Consider the following 22,739-nt stretch of genomic DNA (forward strand, 5'->3'; position numbering starts at 1 on the left):
CTTGCAGCGACACGCCGGTCGAACCGCAACAGCTGCACAGTTTCCGGGGCGGGCCGGGTGACGACCGGACGACGAGAGGTAGACGGATATGACGGCGCAGATCCTCGACGGACGCGCACTGGCCACCACCATCAAGGGCGAGCTGGCGGAGCGGGTGGCGAAGCTCGCCGAGGCGGGGATCGTGCCCGGTCTGGGCACGGTGCTGGTCGGAGACGACCCAGGCAGCCGGAGCTACGTCGCCGGCAAGCACCGTGACTGCGCGCAGGTCGGCATCGCCTCGATCCAGGTGGAGCTGCCCGCCGACACCGGCGCGGACGAGCTCGCTGCGCGGATCGCGGAGCTGAACGCCGACCCGGCCTGCACCGGCTACATCGTCCAGCTGCCGCTACCGCCCCAGCTTGACGACAACTGGGCACTCGGCCTGGTCGATCCGGACAAGGACGCGGACGGGCTGCACCCGGCCAATCTCGGCAACCTCGTGCTCGGGGTTCCGGCCCCGCTGCCGTGCACGCCGAAGGGCATCGTCGAGCTGCTTCGCCGCAACGGCATCGAGATCGCCGGCGCGGAGGTGTGCATCGTCGGCCGCGGTACCACGGTCGGCCGGCCGCTCGGTCTGCTGCTGACCCGGAAATCGGAGAACGCCACCGTGACCCTGTGCCACACCGGCACCACCGACCTCGCGGCGCACACGCGCAACGCCGACATCGTGATCGCGGCGGCCGGCCGGCCCGGACTCGTCACCGGCGACATGATCCGCCCGGGCGCGGTCTGCGTCGACGTCGGCATCACCCGGACCGACGCGGGCCTGGTCGGTGACCTGGATCCGTCCGTCCGCGAGGTGGCCGGTTGGTTCGCCCCGGTGCCCGGCGGCGTCGGCCCGATGACCCGGGCGATGCTGCTGAGCAACGTGGTGGAACTCGCCGAGCGCCGGCTCGAGGCGTGAGCGCGCACGCCGTGAGTGCCCGGGGAGCGAGTCCGCGCGGGACGGGCGCGGCCGCCCGGTCCCAGCGCTACTGGCCGCTGCTCGTCGTGGTCGTCGGGGTGGCGATCGGGCTCGCCGTCGCGTTCGTCGGCCAGGACAGCTGGCGGATCGGCTGCCTCATCGTCGGCAGTTCGCTGGCCGTCGGCGCGGTCGAGCGGTTGGCTCTGCCGGCGGGGGAGGCCGGGCTGCTGCAGGTCCGCAGCAAGGTGTTCGACATCGCGTTCCTGACCCTGGCCGGCGGCGCCGTCATCGCCCTGGCGATCCTGGTGCCCGCCGGCCGCTGACGGTCAGGACGAGGTCGCGGTCGCGGCGATCGCGGCGATGATCACGAAGATCACCAGGAAGACCAGTCCGACGATCGCCAGGATGGTGACGATCATGCCGATGATCCGGCCGGCCCGGAGCAGGTCCTCGTTGGAATAGCGGGCCCCGGACGCCTGGATCTCGCGGAGGGCCTTGGACCCCAGATACCAGGCGATCGGCGCGCACACGGTGACGAAGCATCCGAGGATGCCGAGGACCAGCACGATCGTGCCCTGTGGATGCGGCTGCGGCAGAGCGGGGTAGGGCCGGCCGTAGATGGGACGGTCGTACCCCGGCTGTCCGAGAGCGGGCTGCTCGTACTCGGGCTGCTGCGGTTGATCCGACATCGCGCGCTCTCTCACTGGGCCGGGCCGACCAGACGGCTGAGGGTCGGGGCAGCCACGATGCCCCGACCCTCAGCGTACGACCTCAGTTGTTGAACGCGCCCGAGCCGGCCAGCGCGATGAAGAACACGATGTAGGCGACGATGCCGAGCCCCCACAGCACCGTGCCGACGATGCCGAGGATCCGGCCGACGACCACCATCTGGCGGTTGTTGTAGGCGCTCGGGTTGGCGTCGATCTCCTTCAGCGCCTTGTTGCCCATCACCAGCGCGACCACGGCCGCGATGCCGCAGACCACGATGCCGACGATGCCGAGCACCAGGATCGCGGTGCCCTGCGGGTGCGGCTGGGCGGCCGTGCCGTACCCCTGCTGATACGGCTGCTGTCCGTACGCCGGCTGCTGGCCGTACGCCGGCTGCTGCTCGTATGCCGGCTGCTGGCCGTAGGCCGGGGTCTGGCCGTACCCGGGCGGCTGCTGGCCGTAGCCCGGCTCGCTGGGCGGCGGCGGGGTCTGCCCGTAGCTCGGCGGGGGCGGGGTCTGCCCGAACGAGGGCTCGCTCGGCGGCGGAGGCGTCGAGCCGTAGCTCGGCGGGGGCGGGGTCTGGCCGTAGCTCGGCTGATCGCCCGAGCCGGGCTGGTTCTCGCCGGAGTTCGACTCGGGGTTCTGGCCGTAGGGATTGCTCATGGCCGCCATTGTCGCGCATTCCGGGTGCGGACGCCCGAGTACAGACCTCCGAGTTGCGGCGGTTCGGGCAGGTGTCAGGACGAACGGCGGACGAAGTCGATCAGGTCGGCCGACTGCCGCCGCCGGCTCGGCTCGTGCACGTACGTCATGTGCCCCGCCTCGTAGCGCGCCCACTCGATCCGCTCGTGTGCGCTGTCGGGGATCCGCAGGTGGGCGAACACGTGCTCGGCCGCGAAGTGCGGCGTCGCCCCGTCGTAGTAGCCACACGACACGTGCACTCGCAGCGTCCGGTTGGCGCAGATCGCCCTTGCCAGGCTGGTCGCGACCTCGATCGAGCGGCCCTCGAACTCCGCGTACGACCACGGGTTCACGTTCGGCGTCAGCAGCCGGTAGGCGAGGTCGGAGGAGTAGCCGAGCTCGCCGCGGACGTAGGAGTTGAAGGCGGCTGCGTACGGCCCCATCAGGGCGCGGTAGCTCGGGTCTTCCGTGGTCGAGCCGGCGTTGCGGTCGTCGGGCCAGCCGGTGAAGCGCAGGTCCAGCCGGCCGGTCTCCAGCGCCCGGTGGCGGAGCAGCTCGGCGCAGAACGCGAACAGGGTGACGCGCAGGTCGGCCCGGTCGACGTAGCCGGGATCGAGGCCGGTCAGCTGGGCGTAGCGGGCCACGATCGCGTCCCGCTCGGCGCCCCGCAGCCGCGAGCCGCGGGCCAGCGCCCAGGGCAGGTCGCGGGCGGCGAACTCCTCGGCCTCGGCGACGCGGGCGGTCAGCTCGCCGTCGATCACGCCGTGGTAGTGCGCCGCGGCGGTGTACGTCGGCAGATAGAGCGCGTACGGCAGGTCGTTGCCCTCGGTGAAGTCGACCGAGCCGATGTCCAGCACGCTGGAGACCAGGATCAGGCCGCTGAGGTACATCCCGGGACCGTCGGCCAGCGCGGCGGCGAGTGCCGCTGCCCGGGTGGTCCCGTAGGACTCGCCGGCCAGGAACTTCGGAGACAGCCAGCGGTCGTTGCGGCTGGTCCAGAGCCGGATGAACTCCGCGACCGACTCCACGTCGCGCGTGTAGCCGTGGAAGTCGTCGGCGGTGTGGCCTTGGGAGGTCCGCGAGTAGCCGGTGCTCACCGGGTCGATGAAGACGAGATCCGAGGCGACCAGCAGGGTCTCGAGGTTGTCGGTCAGCCCGTACGGTGGCGGGCGCAGGTCGCCGGCGTCAGCCATCTGCACCCGGCGCGGCCCGAACAGGCCGAGGTGCAGCCAGACCGACGACGAGCCGGGCCCGCCGTTGAACGCGAACGTGACCGGCCGGGTGTGCGGATCTGCGCCGTCGAGGACGTAGCTGACCGAGAAGATCTCCGCCCGCGGCTTGGGGCCGAGGAACTTCTTCTCCTCGATCACCTCCTCGCGCAGCACCATCCGGCCCGTGGTCGCGGTGTAGCTCAGCTTGCGCCGCCCGCTGCCGATCTCGTGCCGGGTCGAGACCAGGTCGTCGCTGGGCTCCGGCGGGGAGTCGGTCGGGGACCCGGCCGGCCCCGAGCGGTCGCCGCCGTCCGGGCTGCCCGCTCCGCCAGGCGTGGTTGCTCGGGCCGGACCGGCCGGCTCAGTCCCAGCCACCGGCCAGTCCGATCACGACGAACAAGACGCCCAGCAGCGTGATCGCGAAGGCGATCATGCCCATCACCCAGCCGGCGGTGGCCATGCCGAGCCCGGAGTATCGCTGCGGCTCGGCCAGGATCTCCCGCCGGGCCTTCTGCCCGACGAAGAAGGCGGCGATCCCGGCGACCGAGCAGATGACCAGCCCGATCACCCCGAGCACCAGCGCCGTGACGGCCTGCGGGTGGGCGGTCGCGGTGTAGCCGTAGGGGCCGGTCGCGTAGCGGTAGGCCGACGGCCCGTACGGGGTGGTCCCGCCATAGGGGATGGGTTGCGAGCCGTAGGGGCTCTGGGGGTACGGAGTCTGGTCGTACGGATTCTGGGCGCGCGGATGTTGGCTGTACGGGGTTTGCGCCGGCGGGTTCGGCTCGTACGGATTGGCCGCGGCGTGCGGTGCGGTCGGATCGCTGGACGCGCCGGGGTAGTCCGGGATGTCCTCGGTGTCGTAACCGAACGAGTTCGGCGCCGGCGGATAGGCCGGCCACGCCTGGACTGCCGGTGCCGGGTCGGCCGCGGCCGGATCGCTCCCGCTCGGCGGGTGAGGCGCCCCCGCCGCGCCTTCGCGGCTCCACGGATTCGGCTCGGTCATGGGTCCCAGTCTGACGTACGGCCGGTTCGGGGAGGCGACCTCCGCGGCCGGCAGGCGGCGCACTCGCGCTGCCCTCGACCCGCCTCCCCCGCCGGTGGGGCCGAAATTCCGGCCGTGGCTGGATTTTGGGGCCTTGGGACGCCTCGTGGGGCCCGAGATTCCGGCCACGGCTGGGTTTTGCGGGCCGGACAGCTGCTCCGACCGGAGCCGACCTTCCTACCGCGCGGCCGCAATTTCGTATGCCGGCGGGTGGCCGGCGCCTGGCTAGATCAGGCCGAGGGCCGTGACGGCCTGCCGCTCCTCGACCAGCTCGGCGTTGCTGGCGTCGATCTTGGCCCGGGAGAAGTCGTTCAGCTCCAGGCCCTGGACGATCTCGTAGCTGCCGGCGGCCGTGGTGCAGGGGTAGGAGGTGATGATCCCCTCCGGAGCGCCGTACGAGCCGTCGGACGGCACCGCCATCGACACCCAGTCGCCCTCCGGCGTGCCGAGCACCCAGTCGCGCATGTGGTCGACGGTCGCGTTCGCCGCGCTCGCCGCCGAGCTCGCGCCCCGGGCCTCGATGATCGCGGCGCCGCGCTTCTGCACCACGGGCAGGAAGGTCGACTCGATCCAACCCTGGTCGCCGATCGCGTCGGCCGCGTTCTCGCCGTCGACCAGCGCATTGAAGACGTCGGGGTACTGCGTCGCGGAGTGGTTGCCCCAGATCGTCATCTGGGTGACGGCGTTGACGCTGGTGCCGAGCTTCGCGGCCAGCTGGGCCTTGGCCCGGTTGTGATCGAGCCGGGTGAGCGCGTTGAACCGCTCGTTCGGGATGTCGGGTGCGTTGCTCATCGCGATCAACGCGTTCGTGTTGGCCGGGTTGCCGGTGATCAGGACCTTGACGTCGTCGGCCGCGTGGTCGTTCAGGGCCCGGCCCTGCGGCTTGAAGATCGCGCCGTTGGCCTCCAGCAGGTCGCCGCGCTCCATCCCCTTGGTCCGCGGCCGGGCGCCGACCAGCAGCGCGATGTTCACGCCGTCGAACACGGCGTTCGGATCGTCGCCGATCTCGACCGCCGAGAGCAGCGGGAACGCGCAGTCGTCCAGCTCCATCACCACGCCCTCGAGCGCCTTCAGGGCCGGCGTGATCTCCAGCAGCCGGAGCTCGACCGGGGTGTCGGGTCCGAGCAGCGACCCGCTGGCGATCCGGAACAGCAGGCTGTAGCCGATCTGGCCGGCGGCGCCGGTGACGGCGACCTTCACGGGTGTGCTCACGAGACTCTCCTCGGACTAGGAACGCGGTGCGAGTGCGAAACTAGCAAGCCGCGTCCGTGTCCGGACAGGAGGTCTGCGGGTGACATCGGTCTCGTTCGAGCAGGCGCCGGCCTGGGTGGCGGAGCAACTGGCCGCCGGCGGCCCGGGTACGCGCTGGGTCGGGGTGGACGGGCTCGGTGCGGCCGGCAAGAGCACGCTGGCGGCCCGGATCGCCGCCGCGCTGCCCGGCTCGGTGCTGCTGCCGATCGACCACTTCGGCCGCGCGGCGCTGCGGGACTGGGACCGCGACCTGTTCGTCGCCCAGGTGGTCGAGCCGCTGCTCGCCGGCCGCCCGGGCCGCTACCGGCGCTGGGACCTGGTGGCCGATCGCGGGCTGGACTGGGTGGACGTCCCGGTCGGCGTGCCGGTGGTCGTGGAGGGCGTGTCGTCGACCGACGTACGGCTGCCGGTGCCGTGGGACCTCCGGCTGTGGGTTGACGCTTCGGAGGACGTACGCCGGGCGCGGATCGCGGACCGCGACCCGCCGGAGTTGCTGGCCCGCTGGGCGGCGGACTGGTGGCCGAGCGAGCAGGAGTACGTCGATGCCCAGGACCCGCGCACCCGGGCCGACGCCGTGGTGAGCTCGGACTGAACCCGGGACGTCGGATCCGGTGTTCGGCCTCGGATCCGGTGCAGAGGATCCGAACGAGAGCAGGGGATCCGAAGTTGCCGGTGGCGCTCGCTCGCCGGTTGGCGGCAGCGGCTCGAGTCGGCGGGGCGGTGGCATACTCACCCGCATGACGGGTACGCGCCTGCTAGCGGTCGGGCACTTCCAGCCGGCACGGGTCGTGCCGAACTCCGAGCTGGAGACCATGGTCGAGACCAACGACGAGTGGATCCAGCGCCGGGTCGGGATCAAGGAGCGCCGCTGGGCCGGGCCGGACGAGACGGTCGACCTGATGGCCTCCAAGGCCGCCGAGGACGTGCTCGCCAAGGCCGGCGCCGACGCCCAGGAGATCGACCTGGTCATCGTGGCCACTTGCAGCGCGCTGGACCGCTCCCCGAACATGGCGTCCCGGGTGGCCGCCCGGCTCGGCATCGAGGGCCAGCCGGCGACCATCGACATCAACACCGCCTGCTCCGGTTTCCCGCACGCGGTGGCCATCGCCCAGCACGCCATCGCCGCCGGTGCGTCGAAGACCGCGCTGGTGATCGGCGCGGAGAAGCTGACCGACGTGACCGACTTCACCGACCGGACCACCTGCGTCCTGACCGCCGACGGCGCCGGCGCCTTCCTGCTGACCGCCGATCCGGACGAGCACATCTCCCCGATCCTGTGGGGCTGCGTGCCCGAGCTCGGCGACGCGGTCCGGATCGAGCACGCCGACGACGACAAGTTCGCCCAGAACGGGCGGGCGGTGTTCCGCTGGACCACGTTCGAGCTGCCCAAGATCGCCCGGGACGTGATCGACCGGGCCAAGCTGGCCCCGGAGGACGTCGCCGCGATCGTGCTGCACCAGGCGAACCTGCGGATCATCGAGCCGCTGGCGGCCAAGATCGGCGCGGTGAACGCGGTCGTGGCCACCGACGTGACCGAGTCGGGCAACACCTCGGCGGCCTCCATCCCGCTGGCGTTGTCCAAGCTGCAGGAGACCTCGCCACTGCCGTCCGGCGCGCCGGTGCTGCTGTTCGCCTTCGGCGGCGGGCTGGCGTACGCCGGCCAGGTCGTCCGGATGCCCTGACCCGCGCGGACCGGCGGGTGGCTCGCCGATCGGGCCGGCGGGCCGGTGTGGTCGCCGCCGTAGTGGTGATCGCGTTCGTAGTCGGCGGCTACCTGCTGGTCGGTGCGCTGGGCTCGTCGCCGCGGGACCCGGCCCCTGGCCGGGCCGGATCGGCCATGCGCTCGGCGACCGGGTCGGACACCGATCCGTCGTCGGCCGACCAGGTGCCCGACCGGCCGAAGGACGCGCAGCCGATGGTCGTCCGGCGGATCCACGACGGCGACACGGTCTGGTTGCAGGCGACGTCCGCGGGGCCGTACGTCGCCGGGACCGAACGCGTCAAGGTGCGATTGATCGGCATCGACACCCCCGAGGTGCAGCCGGAACAGTGCTTCGGCCCGGAGGCGACCGACCACCTTCGGACCCTGATCCCGGTCGGCTCGACGGTCTACGTCACCGCGGACCGGGACCCGCTCGACCGGTACGGTCGCCGGCTGCTCTATCTGTGGAGCGCCCGCGGCGAGTTCGTCAACTTCGACCTGGTCGACGGCGGCTGGGCCCGCCCGCTGCGGGTGCCGCCCAACGTGCGGTACGCGGAGCTGTTCGCACTCGCCGGGGACGTCGCCCGCGATGCCGGCACGGGCCTGTGGGGCGCCTGCTGAGTCACGGCCGCAGCCGCGGACGTACGCCCGCCCGGGCATGGACCGGGCACGGCTCCGTGTGCCGGCTGGGATAGCTTGTGGTCCGCAGAACGAACGGCGAAAACTTCGGAGGGTGACACCGATGGCGAAGATCAAGGTCGAGGGCACGGTCGTCGAGATCGACGGCGACGAGATGACCCGGATCATCTGGCAGTTCATCAAGGAGCGCCTGATCCACCCCTATCTCGACGTGAACCTCGACTACTACGACCTCGGCATCGAGCACCGCGACGCCACCGACGACCAGGTGACGATCGACGCCGCGAACGCGATCAAGCAGCACGGCGTCGGCGTCAAGTGCGCCACGATCACCCCGGACGAGGCCCGGGTCAAGGAGTTCAACCTGAAGAAGATGTGGGTCTCGCCGAACGGCACGATCCGCAACATCCTCGGCGGCGTGGTGTTCCGCGAGCCGATCATCATCTCCAACATCCCGCGGCTGGTGCCGGGCTGGACCAAGCCGATCGTGATCGGGCGTCACGCGCACGGCGATCAGTACAAGGCGACGAACTTCAAGGTGCCCGGCGCCGGCCAGCTGACGATCACCTTCACCCCCGAAGACGGCTCGGAGCCGATCGAGCACGTCGTCGCCAACTACGGCGCCGACGGCGGCGTGGCGATGGGCATGTACAACTTCAACAAGTCCATCGCCGACTTCGCCCGGGCATCGCTGTCGTACGGGCTGCAGCGCAACTATCCGGTCTACCTCTCGACCAAGAATACGATCCTGAAGGCGTACGACGGCGCGTTCAAGGACATCTTCGCCGAGGTCTTCGAGACCGAGTTCGCCGAGGACTACAAGGCCGCCGGCCTGACGTATGAGCACCGGCTGATCGACGACATGGTCGCCGCCGCCCTGAAGTGGGAGGGCGGCTACGTCTGGGCCTGCAAGAACTACGACGGCGACGTCCAGTCCGACACGGTGGCCCAGGGCTTCGGCTCGCTCGGCCTGATGACCTCGGTGCTGATGACCCCGGACGGCAAGACCGTCGAGGCCGAGGCCGCCCACGGCACGGTGACCCGGCACTACCGCCAGCACCAGCAGGGCAAGCCGACCTCGACCAACCCGATCGCCTCGATCTATGCCTGGACCGGCGGTCTGAAGCACCGCGGCAAGCTGGACAACACCCCCGAGGTCACGGCGTTCGCCGAGACCCTGGAGGACGTGATCATCAAATCCGTGGAGAGCGGCAAGATGACCAAGGACCTGGCCATGCTGGTCGGCCCCGACCAGGAGTGGCAGACCACCGAGGACTTCCTGGGCACCCTCGACGACAACCTCGCCGCCCGCCTCGCCTAGGCCCCTTTCGGAGTTGTCGGTGTGTCAGCACCCCCGGCGTGCTGAGACGCTGACAACCCGCTGGGTATGGGTGGTGCATGGCCTGGATCGGCACGAGCGGGTGGAGCTACGACCACTGGGAGGACGTGCTCTATCCGGCCAGTACGCCCAGCCTGGCCCGGCTCGACTGGTACGTCGGCTCGTTCCGCACCGTCGAACTGAACGCCAGCTTCTACCGGTGGCCGCGAGACGCCACGTTCGCCTCCTGGCGCCGGCGCCTGCCGGACGGTTTCCGGCTGAGCGTGAAGGCCCCGCGGGGCCTGACGCACGCCAAGAAGCTCTATGCGCCGGAGGAGTGGGTCGAGCGGATCGCCCGTTGCTGGCGGCTGCTGGGCGACCGGCAGGGCATGCTGCTGGTCCAGTTGCATCCCCGGCACGAGCGCGACGACGCCCGCTTGGCCTACTTCCTCGACCGGCTGCCGCGCGGGCTCGCGGCGGCGGTCGAGTTCCGCCATGCCAGCTGGCTGGACGATCGCGTGTTCGACCTGCTGGCCGAACACCGGGCCGCGTACGTGGTGATGAGCGGGGCCGGGCTGCCGTGCGTGCTGCGCGCGACGGCGCCACAGGTGTACGTCCGGCTGCACGGCCCCGACCGCGAGCACCTCTACGGCGGTTCATACGGTGAGGACGACCTCCGCTGGTGGGCGGGCCGGGTCCGCGAGTGGGAGGCTGTCGGGCGCGAGGTCTTCGCGTACTTCAACAACGACGGCGGCGGCAACGCGGTGCGAAACGCCCGCCGGCTGGGCGAGCTCCTGAGCTGACCGCGGCCCCGAGCGAGCTTCCGAGCTGACCGCGGTCCCGAGCCGGGCTCAGATGGTCGAGGCGCGGCCGATCTGGACCAGCTTCCAGCCGGCGTTGCGCCAGGACGGGGCGTGCAGCTTGAGCCGGCCGTCGATGATGATCTTGGACTTGACCAGCTCGCCGAGCTTTTCCGGGTTCAGCTGGCGGAACTCCGGCCACTCGGTCAGGTGCAGGACCACCTCGGCGCCGAGCAGCGCCTGCTCCACGCTGGCCACCTGAGTGAAGCCCTCGCGCGGGGCGAGCCGGGCCTGCGGGTCGTAGATCCGGACGTCCGCGCCGCGGGCGTGCAGGTGGTCGGCAACGGTCAGCGCGGGGGAGTTGCGGGTGTCGTCGGTGCCCGGCTTGAACGCGGCACCGAGCACGGCAATCCGCTTCCCGGTCACGTCGCCGCCGGCCTGGTCGATCGCCAGCTCGGCCAGCTCGAGCCGCTGGCCGTCGTTGATCGCCTCGACCGCGTGGATGAACTCGCTCAGCACGCCGACCCCGAGCTCGTCGGCGCGGACCGCGAGCGCGGCGATGTCCTTGGGCAGGCAGCCGCCGCCGAAGCCGAGCCCGGCGTTGAGGAACTCGCGCCCGATCCGCTTGTCGAAGCCGATGGCGTCGGCCAGCAGCGTCACGTCGCCGCCGGCGGCCTGGCACATCTGGGCCATCGCGTTGATGAAGCTGATCTTGGTGGCCAGGAACGAGTTGGCCGCCACCTTGATCAGCTCGGCGGTGGCGATGTCGCAGCGGACGACCGGCGTCCGGTCGGTGATCGGGATCTCGTAGATCTCCTCCAGGGTCGCCAGCGCCTCCTTGGAGTGGGTGCCGAAGACCAGCCGGTCGGGACGCAGCGTGTCCTCGACCGCGTACGCCTCGCGCAGGAACTCGGGGTTCCAGGCCACCTCGACGCCGTCACCGATGGGGGCCTTCTCGCGCAGCCGGGCCTCCAGGGCGAGCGCGGTGCCGACCGGAACGGTGGACTTGCCGACCACCAGGCACGGCTTGGTCAGCAGCGGCGCCAGCGAGTCGATCGCGGAGTGCAGCTGGGACAGGTCGGCCGCGCCGCCCGGGCCGGACGGGGTGCCCAGCGCCAGGAAGTGGACATCGGCCCAGTCGGCGATCTCGGCGTAGTCGGTGGTGAAGCGCAGCCGCCCGGTCGCGGTGTGCTTGGCCAGCAGCGGCTCCAGGCCCACCTCGAAGATGTGGGACTGGCCGGAGTTCAGCGTCTTGACCCGGTCCGGGTCGATGTCCACGCCGATGACGTCATGGCCGAACTCGGCCATGCCGGCCGCGTGCGTCGCGCCCAGATAGTTGGTTCCGATGACACTGATCTGCAAAGTCACCCGAAAAGTCTGTCATAGGACCGAACGAAGGTTCGAGCGATCGACCAGGCCGGCACGTCGGCTTCGTCACATCGACGGTGTCTCACGGCGGGCTGGGTCAGCCAGCCGAACGTACACCACGAGGTCGTCGATCGATCCGTCGCCCAGCGGTTCGCAGGCGGGCAGCAGGCCGGCCCGGACGTACCCGGCGGCCTCGGCGACGTGTCGGGAGGCCCGGTTGCCGGCGGCGGATCGGATCTGAACGAACGCCACCAGGCCGCTGCCGAGGGCGTACGCGGTGGCCAGCCGGACCGCGTCCGTCACCACGCCGCGACCGCGGGCATCGGGATGCGCCCAGTAGCCGATCTCGCCCCGCCGGGCGTAGTTCGCGTACCCCTCGAGGCTGACCACGCCGAGGCAGCGATCGTCATCGGGGTCGGCGATGCACCAGGCCAGGCCGTCGGCCTGGGCCGCCATCTCTCGGGCGCCCTCGACGTAGCTCCGGGCGTCGTCCAGCGTGTACGGCGCCGGCAGGGACACCAGCCAGTGCCGGGTGCGTACGTCCGACGCGCCTTCGACGATCCGGTCCAGGTCGCGGTCTGTGAAGGCGCGCAGAACGACGTTCGGGCCGGTCAGGACCGGTGGTTCGAGCCAGCCCCGCGACTCGCGCGGGTCGTCGGCGGTCATGGTCGCCAGCCAGCCGTCCAGCAGGTCACCGCGATGGTTCAGCAGGCCGCGCACCCGGCCGTCGAAGCGGAAGCCGGCTGCGGCGGCCACCCGCCGGGATCCCCAGTTGCCGACCACGGCGCGCCAGCGCAGCAGCCCCAGGCCGCGGACGTCGAAGGCGTGGTCGCGAAGCAGCCGCAGAGCGGCACTCATCGCGCCCCGGCCGCGGGCGGCCGGGTGCAGGCCGAAACCGACCTCCGCGGTGCCGTCGGAGTCCGGCCGCAGATCGATCGTGCCGGCGAACTCGATGCAGGGTCGGCCGGTCAGCTCGATCGCCCAGCTCAGCCGCTCGCCGCTGGTCCAGCCCCCGGCCACCATCTCCTCCAGGAACCAGCGCGCGTCGGCCGGGCCGTAGGGGGTGGGCACCGTGGTGAACCGGACCGAGTCGGGGTCGACCGCCTGCTCGACGATCGCGGGCAGGTCGCCGGGGCGGTGCGCGCGCAGCCGGACGCCGCGGACGAGGTCCTCGAGCACGGGCACGATCTCGGGGAAGGCGGCGGCGGTCATGGAGCCATCGAAGAACGGGGCGTGCCGGTGTGCAACCGAATTGGGCCGCGCGCAGGCAGCGTGTCACCGGCCGGGTCATTACGCTTGAGCCGGTGACCAGCCGATGAACCAGACCCTGCTCGACGTCCTCGTCATCCTCGTGCTCATCCTCGCCAGCGGCATCTTCGTGGCCGCGGAGATGTCACTGGTCTCGCTGCGCGACAGCCAGGTCCGCCAGTTGGCGCACCGCGGTAAGCGGGGACGTACGGTCGCGAAGCTGAACGACAACCCCAACCGGTTCCTGTCCGCGGTCCAGATCGGCGTCACCCTGTTCGGCTTCTTGTCCGCCGCGTTCGGCGGCGCGACGCTGGCCGATCGGCTCGCGCCGGTGCTGCAGCGGACGTTCGGGTGGCGGGAGGGGATCGCCTCCACGGTCGCGCTGATCGTGGTGACGATCATCATCTCCTACGTCTCGATCGTGGTCGGCGAGCTCACCGCCAAGCGACTGGCGCTGCAGCGCTCTGAGGCGTTCGCGCTCGCCCTGGCGCCGCTGGTGGACGGCATCGCGAGCATCCTCCGGCCGGTGATCTGGTTCCTGGGAGCGTCCACCAATGTGCTGGTCCGGCTGTTCGGCGGCGACCCCTCGGCCGGTCGCCAGGAGGTCAGCGACGAGGAGATCCGGGCGCTGGTCAGCGGCTCGACCACCATCTCCGACGAGGAGCGCAAGATCGTCGACGACGTCTTCTCCGCCGGAGAGCGGGCGTTGCGCGAGGTGATGGTGCCGCGGACCGAGGTCGACTTCCTGCCCGGGGACATGCCCGCGCACCGGGCGGTGCGGGAGGTGCTCAAGGCGCCGCACTCGCGCTATCCGGTGATGGGGGAGTCGGCCGACGACGTGATCGGGTTCCTGCACCTGCGCGAGCTGCTCGATCCCGACGTCAGCACCCGGACCACCCCGATCCGTGAGCTCACCCGGCCGGTGTTCTCGATGCCGGGGACCGTTCGCGTGCTGCGGGCGCTGAACGACATGCGGCGGGAGCGGCAGCACATCGCGCTCGTGATGGACGAGTACGGCGGGACCGCCGGCATCGTGACCATCGAGGACCTGGTGGAGGAGCTGGTCGGCGAGATCGCCGACGAGTACGACGTGGTGGTCGAGGACGCGGTCGGGCTGCCGGGCGAGTTCGAGGTGGACGGGCTGCTGTCGCTGGACGAGTTCGCGGAGCGCACGGGGCTCGTGCTGGCGGAGGGGCCGTACGACACCCTGGCCGGTTATTTCATGGCCCGACTGGGCCGGCTGCCCGCGGTAGGCGACGAGATCGAGACGGAGGCGGCCGAGGAGGCCGATCCGGAGGCGGCCGTCCGGCTGGAGCTGCGGGTCACCGAGCTGGACGGGCGGCGCGCCTCGCGGTTCTGGCTGCGTCGTCGGGAGGACTCCGATCCCGAGCGGGATCAGGTCGGTGTCCCGGGACCACTCTGACGCGCGAACTGACGCATTTCGGGCGCTCGAGCCGCCGGAGCGTCACGATCCGGGCTTCGGGCCCGATCGAGCGCCCGAAATGCGACAGTCGGGCCGATAACCGGTCGGGGCGCCGGTGTCCTGCGTGGCAGAATCCACTCTCGTGTCTGCGCCCACCTCCGATCCGGCCCGACCCCGGGTCCTCTCGCTCGTCCAGCCGACCGCCGACTCGATGCATCTCGGCAACTACCTGGGGGCGCTGCGGCAGTGGGTGCCGCTGCAGGACACCCACGACGCGTTCTACGGCGTCGCCGACCTGCACGCGCTGACCGTGGAGCAGGACCCGGTGGTCCTCCGCGAACGGGTGCTCCGGGCCGCGGCCCAGCTGCTCGCCGCCGGCGTGGATCCGGCCCGCTCGACCGTCTTCCTCCAGTCCCAGGTGCCCGAACACACCCAGCTGTCCTGGATCTTGTCCTGCCTGACCGGATACGGGCAGGCGCAGCGGATGACCCAGTTCAAGGACAAGTCGGCCAAGATCGGCTCGGACTCGGTCAGCGTCGGCCTGTTCACGTACCCGGTCCTGATGGCCGCCGACATCCTGCTCTACCAGGCCGATCAGGTGCCGGTCGGGGAGGACCAGCGCCAGCACCTCGAGCTCACCCGTGACCTGGCGGTGCGCTTCAACTCCCGGTTCGGCCCGACCTTCGTCGTGCCGGAGCCGCACATCCTGAAGTCGGTCGGCAAGATCCAGGACCTGCAGGACCCGAGCGGAAAGATGAGCAAGTCGTTCTCCGCGCCCAGCGGGATCGTGGAGCTGCTGGACGACCCGAAGGCCAACGTCAAGAAGATCAAGTCGGCGGTGACCGACTCGGGCCGGGAGATCACGTTCGACGAGGTGAACAAGCCCGGTGTCTCGAACCTGCTGACGATCCTGGCCGCGCTGACGGGGACGTCGATCGACCAGCTGGTGTCGGACTTCGCCGGGCACGGCTACGGCGATCTGAAGAAGGCCGTCGCCGACGCCGTCTCAGAGGTAGCCGTGCCCTATCGGGACCGGACGCTCGAACTGCTCGGCGAACGGACCGAGCTGCAGGGCATCCTGGATCGCGGTGCCGAGCGGGCTCGCGAGGTCGCCGCCGGCACCGTCGCGGACGTCTACCGCAAGGTCGGCCTGCGCCCGCTGTAGCGCCCAGCCTCGGCCCGCTCGCCCGGCGCCACCGGATCCTCCTGCGGAAACTGTGCAGGTGTTGCAGCCGCCACCGGCGTGTCGCTGCAAGAGCTGCACACTTTCCGGTCCGGGAGTGGGGGCCGGGGCTCCGGGGGCACGGGGCTTCGGGGCTCCGGCGGACGGGGCTCCGGCGGACGGGGCTTCGGGGGCCGGCCGGGGTCAGGTGGGGCCCGGCAGGGTGCGCCAAGAGGAGCCGAAGCAGACGAACGGCGCGTAGTCGCCGGTGGCGGTGGCGGCGGCCAGCGCGCTGGCGGAGTCGTCGCCGGCGACCAGCCGGCTGTGGTAGTCGGCCATCACCTGGCCGGCCAGCTCGTCGGCCACCTGGGCGACTCCGGCGACCACGCACTGGGCACCGAGGTGCAGCAGCACCCTGGTGAGCCCGAGTGCCTCGTCGCCGGGTCGGGTGGTCGCCTGGCCGAGCTCGCAGGCCGACAGCACGACGTGTGGGGCGACGCGCCGACCGGCGATCTCGTACGCGTACAGAGGTCCGTCGGTCAGTTCGAGCGAGGAGAACATCGGGTTCTGCCGGACGTGCGACCCGTGCGCGGCGACGTGCACGACGGTGTCGGTGGCGAGTGCGTCGGCCAGGTCGGCCCGCCCGGCGTGCAGCTCGCTCCGGACCCCGTCCGGCAGCCGCGGTCCCCATAGCCGGCCGATCTCGGTCACCTCGGCCGGCGCGGTCGACAGCCCCGGCCCACACAGCGCGCCGACGCGGAGCGGCCCGGCGACGTCCTCGGCGCGGGCGCCCGCCAGCCACGACGTCGCGGTCGGCGCGACCTCGACCGGGCGGCCGCGCAGGCTCGGCAGACAGGTCCACGGCAGGGTGGTGGTCGGACCGGTCGGGATGATCGCCAGCGCCGCGTCGCCCAGTTCCAGCGGCGCGATCAGCAGCTCGTCGAGCAGGGCGAGGGTGCGCTGCAGGGAGGCGGTGGCCGCGCTTCGTAGCGGGATCGGCAGCGTGCCGTACGCGAGCACGTCAAGGTCGGCCTGCGCCCGGCGGGACAGCTCGATGGTCCGGTCGTCGCCCGGCAGCCGCACCCAGCGGGCCGAGCCGCCCGAGAGGACGACGGCGGACCAGCCGCCGTGCAGGTTGACGTACGACACCAAGGTCTTGTCCAGCACGGCCGCGACGTCGCTCACCGCCTGCATCGAGGCGGGTTTGCCGATGTCGCCGGCGCCGTCGGACCACCACGAGATGGCGCTGAGCCGGTCGTACAGCGCGGCGATCCGGTGCCGGATGTCGGCCGCCGCCGTGGACATCGTCGGGTCGTCGCCGATCGCCTTGAGGATCTCGCTCTGCTGCCGCAGCTCCGACAGCAGATCGGCGGACTCGCCGGTCGGCGGGGTGACCGCAGTCAGCCGGCGCGAGACGGCCCGGCCGCGCTCGATGGCGTCGAAGATCTGGCGCGGCTTGCCGTCGGCGAGGGCCAGCTCGAGGTCGAGCCGGACCAGCTCGGCGCCGTGGATCGCGCTGGAGGTCTGCAGGTCGAGACTGCCGAACTTGGCCTGGTGCCGGCTCAGGTCGGCGAGCCCGGTACGGACCTGCCGCCGGGCCACCGCCGGCCGGCCGGCGGCCCGGGCGACACCCGCCGCGGCGGCGCGCTGCTGCAGCCGGACCGCGATCGGGTCGCTGGCCGACAGCGGCGGCAGCTGCTCGAGGGTCTGCTCGGCGTGCTCGACCTGACCGAGCCGGGTCAGCGCGGTCGTCGCGATCAGCTCGGCCGTCCGCGCCTGGAGCTGCAGTCCCTGCTCGCCGAACTCCCGGGCCAGCCGCTCGGCCGGACCGACCAGCCGTCCCGGCGGGCGGCCGTCGGCGAGGTCGGCGGAGAGCAGCGCGAGCTCGGCGACCCGGCGCCACCGGTCGTCGGACCGCCGCCGGAAACGGGTGCGGGCCGAGCCCGCCAGCGTCCGGGCCGACCGCAGATCGCCGCCGAGCACCGCACACTCCGCCCGGGCCAGCTCGGTCTCGGCCAGTTCGTGGTGCAGCCGGCCGCGGCGGAACTCGGCCTCGGCGTCACGCAGGGTCTGATCGGCGGCGTCGCTCAGCCCGGCCTCGATCAGCACCCGGGCTTTGTCCAGGGCCGAGATGCCGTGCGATACGGCCACCGGCATCGCAGCCGCGGAGTCCATCATCCGCAGCGCGAGCGGGAGGTTGCCCGCCAGGAACTCCAGATAGCCCAGGTTGTGCCGGGCCATGAACTGCCAGGCTCGAAGCTGCTCGTTGTCGGGCTCGGCGTCGGCGAGCTCGATGCAGCGGTCGAGGTCGCGTCGGGCCGCGGCGAGGTGAAGGTTCTGCAGCATCAGGTTGCCCCGGTTGAGGAACAGGATGCAGGCCTCGGACGTCGTCGCCGACTTGATGTTCCGCTCGGCGGAGGCAAAACGCTCCAGCGCGCCGTCGTGGTCGCCGCGGCGCAACAGGTTCAAGGCGGTCGCGGAGTCGACGGCGAACTGCAGGGCGGGATTTCCGGATACCGCGGCCAGTTGCTCCGCCTCTTCGAACCGGGCCAGCCCCGCGTCGCGGCCGTGCAGTTCGGTCTCCACCGTCGACAGCGTCATCAGTACCCGGACCCGGACGGCTTGCGCCTCCGCCTGGTCGGCCTGCTCCGGCGCCTCCAGCAGCCGCAGGCCCCGCAGCAGGGTTCGCTCGGCCAGGTCGAACCGGCTGCGGGCGCACTGCGACAGCGCGCGCTGGTGCAGCTGGGCAGCGTGCTCGGTCACCGTCGCCGGTGCGGTCGCCACGACGCTCCTTCGTGCAGAGGTGCCCTTCTCGCCGGCCTCGGCGGGCGACGACGGCACCCGAGGGACTCGGGATCGGCCGCTGATCCGCGGCTGACCCGGAATCCGGGCCTGACCAGGGGTGGGATCGACAGCCGAATCTCGAGCCTACCGCCGAACGGGGGCGGATCAGGGCCCGGCCGGAGCGGGTCGAGCGCCCAGTCCACGTTCGGTACGTCCTCCGGTCCACCTGCCGTACGCCCCGCGGTGACGCGGGGCGATCTGCCACGCCCGAGCGAAAAGTCCGGCCGCGGCGGGAAAATCGGGGCGATGGCGCGCCGATCGGCCCCGATTTCCCGCCATGGCCGGACTTTGGGCTGCGGGCACAGCGCCGGGGTCTGGGAGCAGCGGTGTCAGGGAGACAGGGGCGCGCGGACAGTGGGGCGCGCCGGGTGAGCTCAGAGCTCGATGGTCGGGCTCATCACGGTCGAGCTGCCACTCTCGTTCTCCAGGTGCAGCGCGAACTTGGCCAGCCCGCTGGGCAGTCCCTCGAAGACGAACCGGCCGTCCTCGTCGGCCCGCGTCTCCCGCGGGCCGCCCGGCAGCAGCACCTCGACCTGGATCCCGGCGCCCGGCGCGGCCCAACCGTCGACCCGGACGGTACCGCCGGGCTGCGGGGTCAGCGTCACCATCGTGGTCAGGCTCTCGCTGGTGAACGTGATCGTCCGGACCGACTCTGTCGCCGTGCCGCGCGCGCCGGCGTCGGCGAGGTCCAGCTGCATCAGGGTCGCCAGCTCGGCCTCCAGCGCGTCCAGCGTGATCTCGAACTGGATCCGCTCGACCAACCCGGCGGGCACCGGATCGGCCTCGTCGTACATCGCCCGGATGGCGTTGAGGACCGCGAGATCCTCGTTGTCCAGTGGCTGCTCGGCCAGCTGGCCTTCGCGGTCGGCGGGTGAGGTGGTCATCGGACCTCCCAGGAGGGGTCGTTGGCGAGGAGTACGCGGAGTTTGGCCAGGCATCGACCCCGGGTGGGGCCGATGCTGCCTTGCGGCATGCCGAGCGATTTGGCCAGCTCGGCGTAGTCGGGTCGATCGGCGAAGGCGATCACTCGGAGCAGGGTCCGGCACCGGTCGGGCAGTTTCTCGACCTGCCGCCAGAGCAGGCGCTGGGTCTGCCCGCCGATCACCTCTGCCTCGACGTCGGTCCGCGGGTCGGCGAGCGGCGCGGCGGTGGACTCGAGATCCTCCGGCCGGGTGCGGGTCTGGCTCTTGGAGACCCGCCAGGCCTCGCGCTTGGTGGTGATCACCAGCCACTGCAGCACGGCGAGCGGTTCGTCGATCGTGTCGGCCTTGCGGACCAGGGTGAGCCAGACCGTCTGGAGGACGTCCTCGGCGGTGGCGTTGTCCAGCCGGGTCGCCCGCGCCGTGTGCCACAGGATCGGGGTGAGCAGGGCGACCAGGTCGGCCATCTTCCGCTCGTCGCCGCTGCGGAACTCGCTGAACAGCCGGCCGGCCCGGACCGCCAGGCTCTCGTCGGTGGTGCCGCCGGTCATTCCCGGGCCTCCCCGTCGGTGTCGCCGTCGCGGTCGGCCGCCGTCCATTCCTTCTCCGGGCCGTCCTCGTCCTCGCCGCCCGCATCCGGGTCGTCGGGGTCGGGCTCGCCGGGTCGGCGGACCGCCGGGACCAGCTTGCGGATAGCGGCCCAGGCGCGCCGGACCGCCGGCACCGGGTCGACCTCGGTCGGCGGCAGCGTCTCCCTGGTGTTCAGGAATTGGGCGATCTCGCCGACCAGGATCGGCGCCGCGAAGGACGTACCGCTCCACAGGCCGAACCCGGACCGGAAGTCGTCGGGATCGACCGTTGCCCGGATCACGCCGTTCCGCTTCAGCTCGACCGCCGGCGCGTGTGAGGCGTCGAAGGCGGGCAGCGTGCTGACCAGCGAGACCCCCGGCCGGTAGGCCCGGACCCACTCGCCGGCGTTGGAGAACAGGGCGATGGTGAGGTCGGGGTTCAGCGCACCGACCGCGGTGATCGGCACCTCGTCCTGATCGAAGTGCCTGATCAGGCCGCCGGACCACGGCGCGAACGAGGCCGGGTACATCGGCCGGGTGGTGGCGTCGTTGCCGGCCGAGGTGACGATCGCGACCCCCAGCCTGGCCAACGCGCGCAGCGGCGCCAGCAGGAACGGGTCGAACTCGGCGTCGGTGATGTCCTCGTGGTAGTAGCCGAGCGACATCGACAAGATGTCGATCAGGTGCTCGGGCTCGCCCCGGACGATCGCCAGCTTCTGCCGCAGCCACAGCATGTTCAGCGCCTCGAGCAGGTCGGCCTCGCTGACCACGCCGTCGCCCCGGATCACCCGGACGGCCAGGATGTTCGCGTCCGGGCAGGTCTGTCGGATCAGTCCGGCGATGAAGGTGCCGTGACCGGCCGTCACGTCGAGCCCGCCGATCAGCGGGTTGATCGTGACGCCCGGGTTCTCCGGGTCGGTCAGCGGGTCGGTGATGCCGATCGGCAGGCCCGCGCAGGTCGGGTTGCGGTCGACGACCTCGTCCGGCAGCCACCGGTGCTCGCCGACGCCGGTGTCGAGCAGTGCGACCACCGGGCGGCGGCGACCCTCCATCCACTCGTCCGGGCAGCGCGCCGGGTCCGGGCCGACGTACGCCAGCGGGGTGCGGCCACCCCAGCCCGGCGTTCCGTACGAGGCCAGCTCGGAGGCCGCCTGCCAGTACGGCGTCGCGGTGGTGTCGGCGGCCTGCCAGTAGGGCGCGGCCTGCCAGTACGGGTCTGCGCCGGCGCCCGCCGCCTGCCAGTACGGATTGCCGGTCACTCCGGCGGCCTGCCAGTACGGGTTGCCCGTCACCCCGGTCGCCTGCCAGTAGGGATTGCCGGTGATGCCGCCCCGCTGGCCCTCGGCATGGGAGGTGAGCAGGTGATCGAGCTGGACCGCCGACCGCTCCGGAGCCGATGCGGCGAATCGGTTGCGGTAGGACTGCAGCACCGGCCAGGCGTCCGGCGGGGACACCGGCCCCGCGTCCCAGCGGGGAAGCAGCTCGACCCGCAGCACCAGCGGCTGCGGCTCGTCCGGACCGATCCCGGCCTCGCGGGCGATCGCCACCAGGCGCTCGTCCAGGTCGTTGACGTCGATGTCCAGGTTGTGCTCGTCGGCGGCGGCACGGAGTCCGGCGAGGATCGCGTCCAGATCGGCCAACGGCCTGACCAGCAGCCGGCTGCCCGAATAGACGGTCTGCTGCAGCTGCTGGCCCTGGAAGCGGACCGCTGTCGACGGATCCAGCGTCCGGCCGGCGTGCCGGGCCAGGTGCTCGGGCCGTGGCGAGCGGCGCTGAGGCTCCTCCCGGAGCCGCTCGTACGGCGTAGGACGATCTTCGGTCATGCGGGGCCCCCCGGTTCGACGACGACACGTGCCAGGAGGCGACGACCTCCTGGACCACCCGCGACGGCGCCGAACGACACCCGGCGGCACGCGCCGCAGGCCCCCCGACCTGACAGTCCATTCATATCGGACCAAGAGCGCACGACGCGACCGCTGATACCTGATCGTGCCCACGTTGTCCGTGGGTTGTCCGGGTCCCGTCCTCCCCGGACGGGCGGCTCTCAGTCGATGGAGCTGACCGCCACGAATCGGAACCGGTCGCCGCGGAACACCGAGCGGGTCCACTCCACCGGACGGCCGCCCGCGTCGTACCCCGTGCGGTGGATCAGCAGCATCGGCAGCCCGACGTCGACCGCGAGCAGCTGGGCGTCGAGCGGTCCGGCCAGCGCCGTCTCCACGGTGTCCTCGGCGCGACTCAGCCGCATCCCGTACGCCTCGCGCATGGTCTGGTAGAGCGAGCCGCGGCGTTCGAGCTCCTGCCGAAGCCGGGCGAGCGGTCCGGGCAGCCAGGCCACCTCGTGCGCCAGCGGCTCGCCGGCGACGCCGCGGAGCCGCTCGACCCGGTGGACGACCGCACCGGGCTCGAGCTGCAGGTGCGCGGCGACCGCGTCCGAGGCCGCCTCCTTGGTCACCGAGAGCACCGTGCTGGACGGTGAGCGGCCCTGCTGCCGCAGGTCGTCGGAGTACGAGGTCAGCTGGCGGACCTGCACCACCTTGGGCTCGGCGACGAAGGTGCCGCGACCCTGGGTCCGCTCCAGCCGCCCGTCGACGACCAGCTCGGCGAGGGCCTGCCGGACGGTCGTCCGGGACGTGTCGAAGCGCACTGCCAGGTCGCGTTCGGTGGGGATCGCGGTGCCCGGGGGCGCGCCGTCGATGAGCTCGGCGATCTGGGTCTTCACCGCGTAGTAGCGCGGAACCTTCACCGTCGGGGCGCTCATGCGCTCAGTCTAGCAATGGTCTACACCTTTTCTGAGTGGTGCGTCACATCTGCGTGAATGGTCTATACCTATCTGTTGACACGTGAGATTGGTCTATGCCAATATCGGACTACCGAAAAGGTATAGACCAATCTTCGGGCCGCAATCCC

Annotated in this window: 21 protein-coding genes; 9 read left to right on the top strand and 12 right to left on the bottom strand. The window is 71.7% G+C overall.

Features of this window, described 5'->3' with window-relative positions; genetic code table 11:
* Positions 1-88: 88 nt before the first annotated feature.
* Positions 89-943, top strand: a complete 855-nt coding sequence (locus tag ABD747_RS02495; RefSeq protein ID WP_344801503.1) for a bifunctional methylenetetrahydrofolate dehydrogenase/methenyltetrahydrofolate cyclohydrolase — start codon at positions 89-91, stop codon at positions 941-943.
* Positions 940-1,266: a DUF3017 domain-containing protein gene (locus tag ABD747_RS02500; RefSeq protein WP_344801504.1), complete on the top strand. Its 327-nt coding sequence runs from the start codon at positions 940-942 to the stop codon at positions 1,264-1,266. Before ABD747_RS02495 ends, ABD747_RS02500 begins: the two co-directional genes overlap by 4 nt.
* Before the next feature lie 3 nt (positions 1,267-1,269).
* Here the strand turns inward: ABD747_RS02500 and ABD747_RS02505 are convergent, their stop codons facing one another.
* From ABD747_RS02505 to ABD747_RS02525, 5 genes are all read right to left on the bottom strand, one after another.
* Positions 1,270-1,632, bottom strand: a complete 363-nt coding sequence (locus tag ABD747_RS02505) for a DUF4190 domain-containing protein (RefSeq protein WP_344801505.1) — start codon at positions 1,630-1,632, stop codon at positions 1,270-1,272.
* Positions 1,633-1,714: 82 nt separating this feature from the next.
* Entirely contained in the window at positions 1,715-2,314 is a 600-nt protein-coding gene (locus ABD747_RS02510; RefSeq protein WP_344801506.1) for a DUF4190 domain-containing protein, read from the bottom strand.
* 74 nt (positions 2,315-2,388) lie between these two features.
* The gene (locus ABD747_RS02515) at positions 2,389-3,918 is read right to left on the bottom strand and encodes a S10 family peptidase (RefSeq protein WP_344801507.1); all 1,530 of its coding nucleotides are present in this window, start codon (positions 3,916-3,918) and stop codon (positions 2,389-2,391) included.
* Complete coding sequence (locus ABD747_RS02520; protein ID WP_344801508.1) at positions 3,905-4,546, bottom strand: DUF4190 domain-containing protein; 642 nt, start codon at positions 4,544-4,546, stop codon at positions 3,905-3,907. The genes ABD747_RS02515 and ABD747_RS02520 overlap by 14 nt, the downstream gene beginning before the upstream one ends.
* Before the next feature lie 264 nt (positions 4,547-4,810).
* On the bottom strand, positions 4,811-5,797 hold the full coding sequence (locus ABD747_RS02525; protein WP_344801509.1) for a malate dehydrogenase: 987 nt from the start codon (positions 5,795-5,797) through the stop codon (positions 4,811-4,813).
* Positions 5,798-5,876: 79 nt separating this feature from the next.
* Between ABD747_RS02525 and ABD747_RS02530 the strand changes: the two genes are divergently transcribed.
* From ABD747_RS02530 to ABD747_RS02550, 5 genes are all read left to right on the top strand, one after another.
* Positions 5,877-6,428: a uridine kinase family protein gene (locus tag ABD747_RS02530; protein ID WP_344801510.1), complete on the top strand. Its 552-nt coding sequence runs from the start codon at positions 5,877-5,879 to the stop codon at positions 6,426-6,428.
* Between the two features lie 145 nt (positions 6,429-6,573).
* Positions 6,574-7,518 carry a beta-ketoacyl-ACP synthase III gene (locus ABD747_RS02535; RefSeq protein WP_344801511.1) on the top strand — a complete coding sequence of 315 codons (945 nt, stop codon included), beginning with the start codon at positions 6,574-6,576 and terminating at the stop codon, positions 7,516-7,518.
* 17 nt (positions 7,519-7,535) lie between these two features.
* Positions 7,536-8,159: a thermonuclease family protein gene (locus tag ABD747_RS02540; protein ID WP_344801512.1), complete on the top strand. Its 624-nt coding sequence runs from the start codon at positions 7,536-7,538 to the stop codon at positions 8,157-8,159.
* Between the two features lie 121 nt (positions 8,160-8,280).
* Positions 8,281-9,498 carry an NADP-dependent isocitrate dehydrogenase gene (locus tag ABD747_RS02545; protein ID WP_344801513.1) on the top strand — a complete coding sequence of 406 codons (1,218 nt, stop codon included), beginning with the start codon at positions 8,281-8,283 and terminating at the stop codon, positions 9,496-9,498.
* A 77-nt stretch (positions 9,499-9,575) separates the two neighbouring features.
* Positions 9,576-10,298, top strand: coding sequence for a DUF72 domain-containing protein (locus ABD747_RS02550; protein WP_344801514.1), 723 nt, complete (start codon positions 9,576-9,578; stop codon positions 10,296-10,298).
* A gap of 48 nt (positions 10,299-10,346) precedes the next feature.
* On the opposite strand, the gene ABD747_RS02555 is transcribed toward ABD747_RS02550, so the two are convergent.
* Together ABD747_RS02555 and ABD747_RS02560 are read right to left on the bottom strand one after the other, a co-directional pair.
* Positions 10,347-11,663 carry a UDP-glucose dehydrogenase family protein gene (locus tag ABD747_RS02555; RefSeq protein WP_344801515.1) on the bottom strand — a complete coding sequence of 439 codons (1,317 nt, stop codon included), beginning with the start codon at positions 11,661-11,663 and terminating at the stop codon, positions 10,347-10,349.
* 66 nt (positions 11,664-11,729) lie between these two features.
* Positions 11,730-12,875: a GNAT family N-acetyltransferase gene (locus ABD747_RS02560; protein WP_344801516.1), complete on the bottom strand. Its 1,146-nt coding sequence runs from the start codon at positions 12,873-12,875 to the stop codon at positions 11,730-11,732.
* Between the two features lie 103 nt (positions 12,876-12,978).
* Between ABD747_RS02560 and ABD747_RS02565 the strand changes: the two genes are divergently transcribed.
* On the top strand, positions 12,979-14,334 hold the full coding sequence (locus ABD747_RS02565; RefSeq protein WP_344801517.1) for a hemolysin family protein: 1,356 nt from the start codon (positions 12,979-12,981) through the stop codon (positions 14,332-14,334).
* Positions 14,335-14,476: 142 nt separating this feature from the next.
* On the top strand, positions 14,477-15,499 hold the full coding sequence (gene trpS / locus ABD747_RS02570) for a tryptophan--tRNA ligase (RefSeq protein ID WP_344801518.1): 1,023 nt from the start codon (positions 14,477-14,479) through the stop codon (positions 15,497-15,499).
* A gap of 201 nt (positions 15,500-15,700) precedes the next feature.
* Here the strand turns inward: trpS and ABD747_RS02575 are convergent, their stop codons facing one another.
* The 5 genes from ABD747_RS02575 to ABD747_RS02595 all read right to left on the bottom strand — a co-directional run bounded on the left by ABD747_RS02575 (position 15,701) and on the right by ABD747_RS02595 (position 22,590).
* Positions 15,701-18,280, bottom strand: coding sequence for a CHAT domain-containing protein (locus tag ABD747_RS02575; RefSeq protein WP_344801519.1), 2,580 nt, complete (start codon positions 18,278-18,280; stop codon positions 15,701-15,703).
* A 434-nt stretch (positions 18,281-18,714) separates the two neighbouring features.
* On the bottom strand, positions 18,715-19,224 hold the full coding sequence (locus tag ABD747_RS02580) for a carboxypeptidase-like regulatory domain-containing protein (protein WP_344801520.1): 510 nt from the start codon (positions 19,222-19,224) through the stop codon (positions 18,715-18,717).
* Positions 19,221-19,811: an RNA polymerase sigma factor gene (locus tag ABD747_RS02585; protein ID WP_344801521.1), complete on the bottom strand. Its 591-nt coding sequence runs from the start codon at positions 19,809-19,811 to the stop codon at positions 19,221-19,223. Before ABD747_RS02585 ends, ABD747_RS02580 begins: the two co-directional genes overlap by 4 nt.
* Positions 19,808-21,652: a S8/S53 family peptidase gene (locus ABD747_RS02590; RefSeq protein WP_344801522.1), complete on the bottom strand. Its 1,845-nt coding sequence runs from the start codon at positions 21,650-21,652 to the stop codon at positions 19,808-19,810. Before ABD747_RS02590 ends, ABD747_RS02585 begins: the two co-directional genes overlap by 4 nt.
* Before the next feature lie 221 nt (positions 21,653-21,873).
* Positions 21,874-22,590: a GntR family transcriptional regulator gene (locus tag ABD747_RS02595; protein WP_344801523.1), complete on the bottom strand. Its 717-nt coding sequence runs from the start codon at positions 22,588-22,590 to the stop codon at positions 21,874-21,876.
* Positions 22,591-22,739 lie beyond the last annotated feature (149 nt).

It is taken from the genome of Microlunatus ginsengisoli, assembly GCF_039537205.1.
In the GTDB taxonomy this organism is placed as follows: domain Bacteria; phylum Actinomycetota; class Actinomycetes; order Propionibacteriales; family Propionibacteriaceae; genus Microlunatus; species Microlunatus ginsengisoli.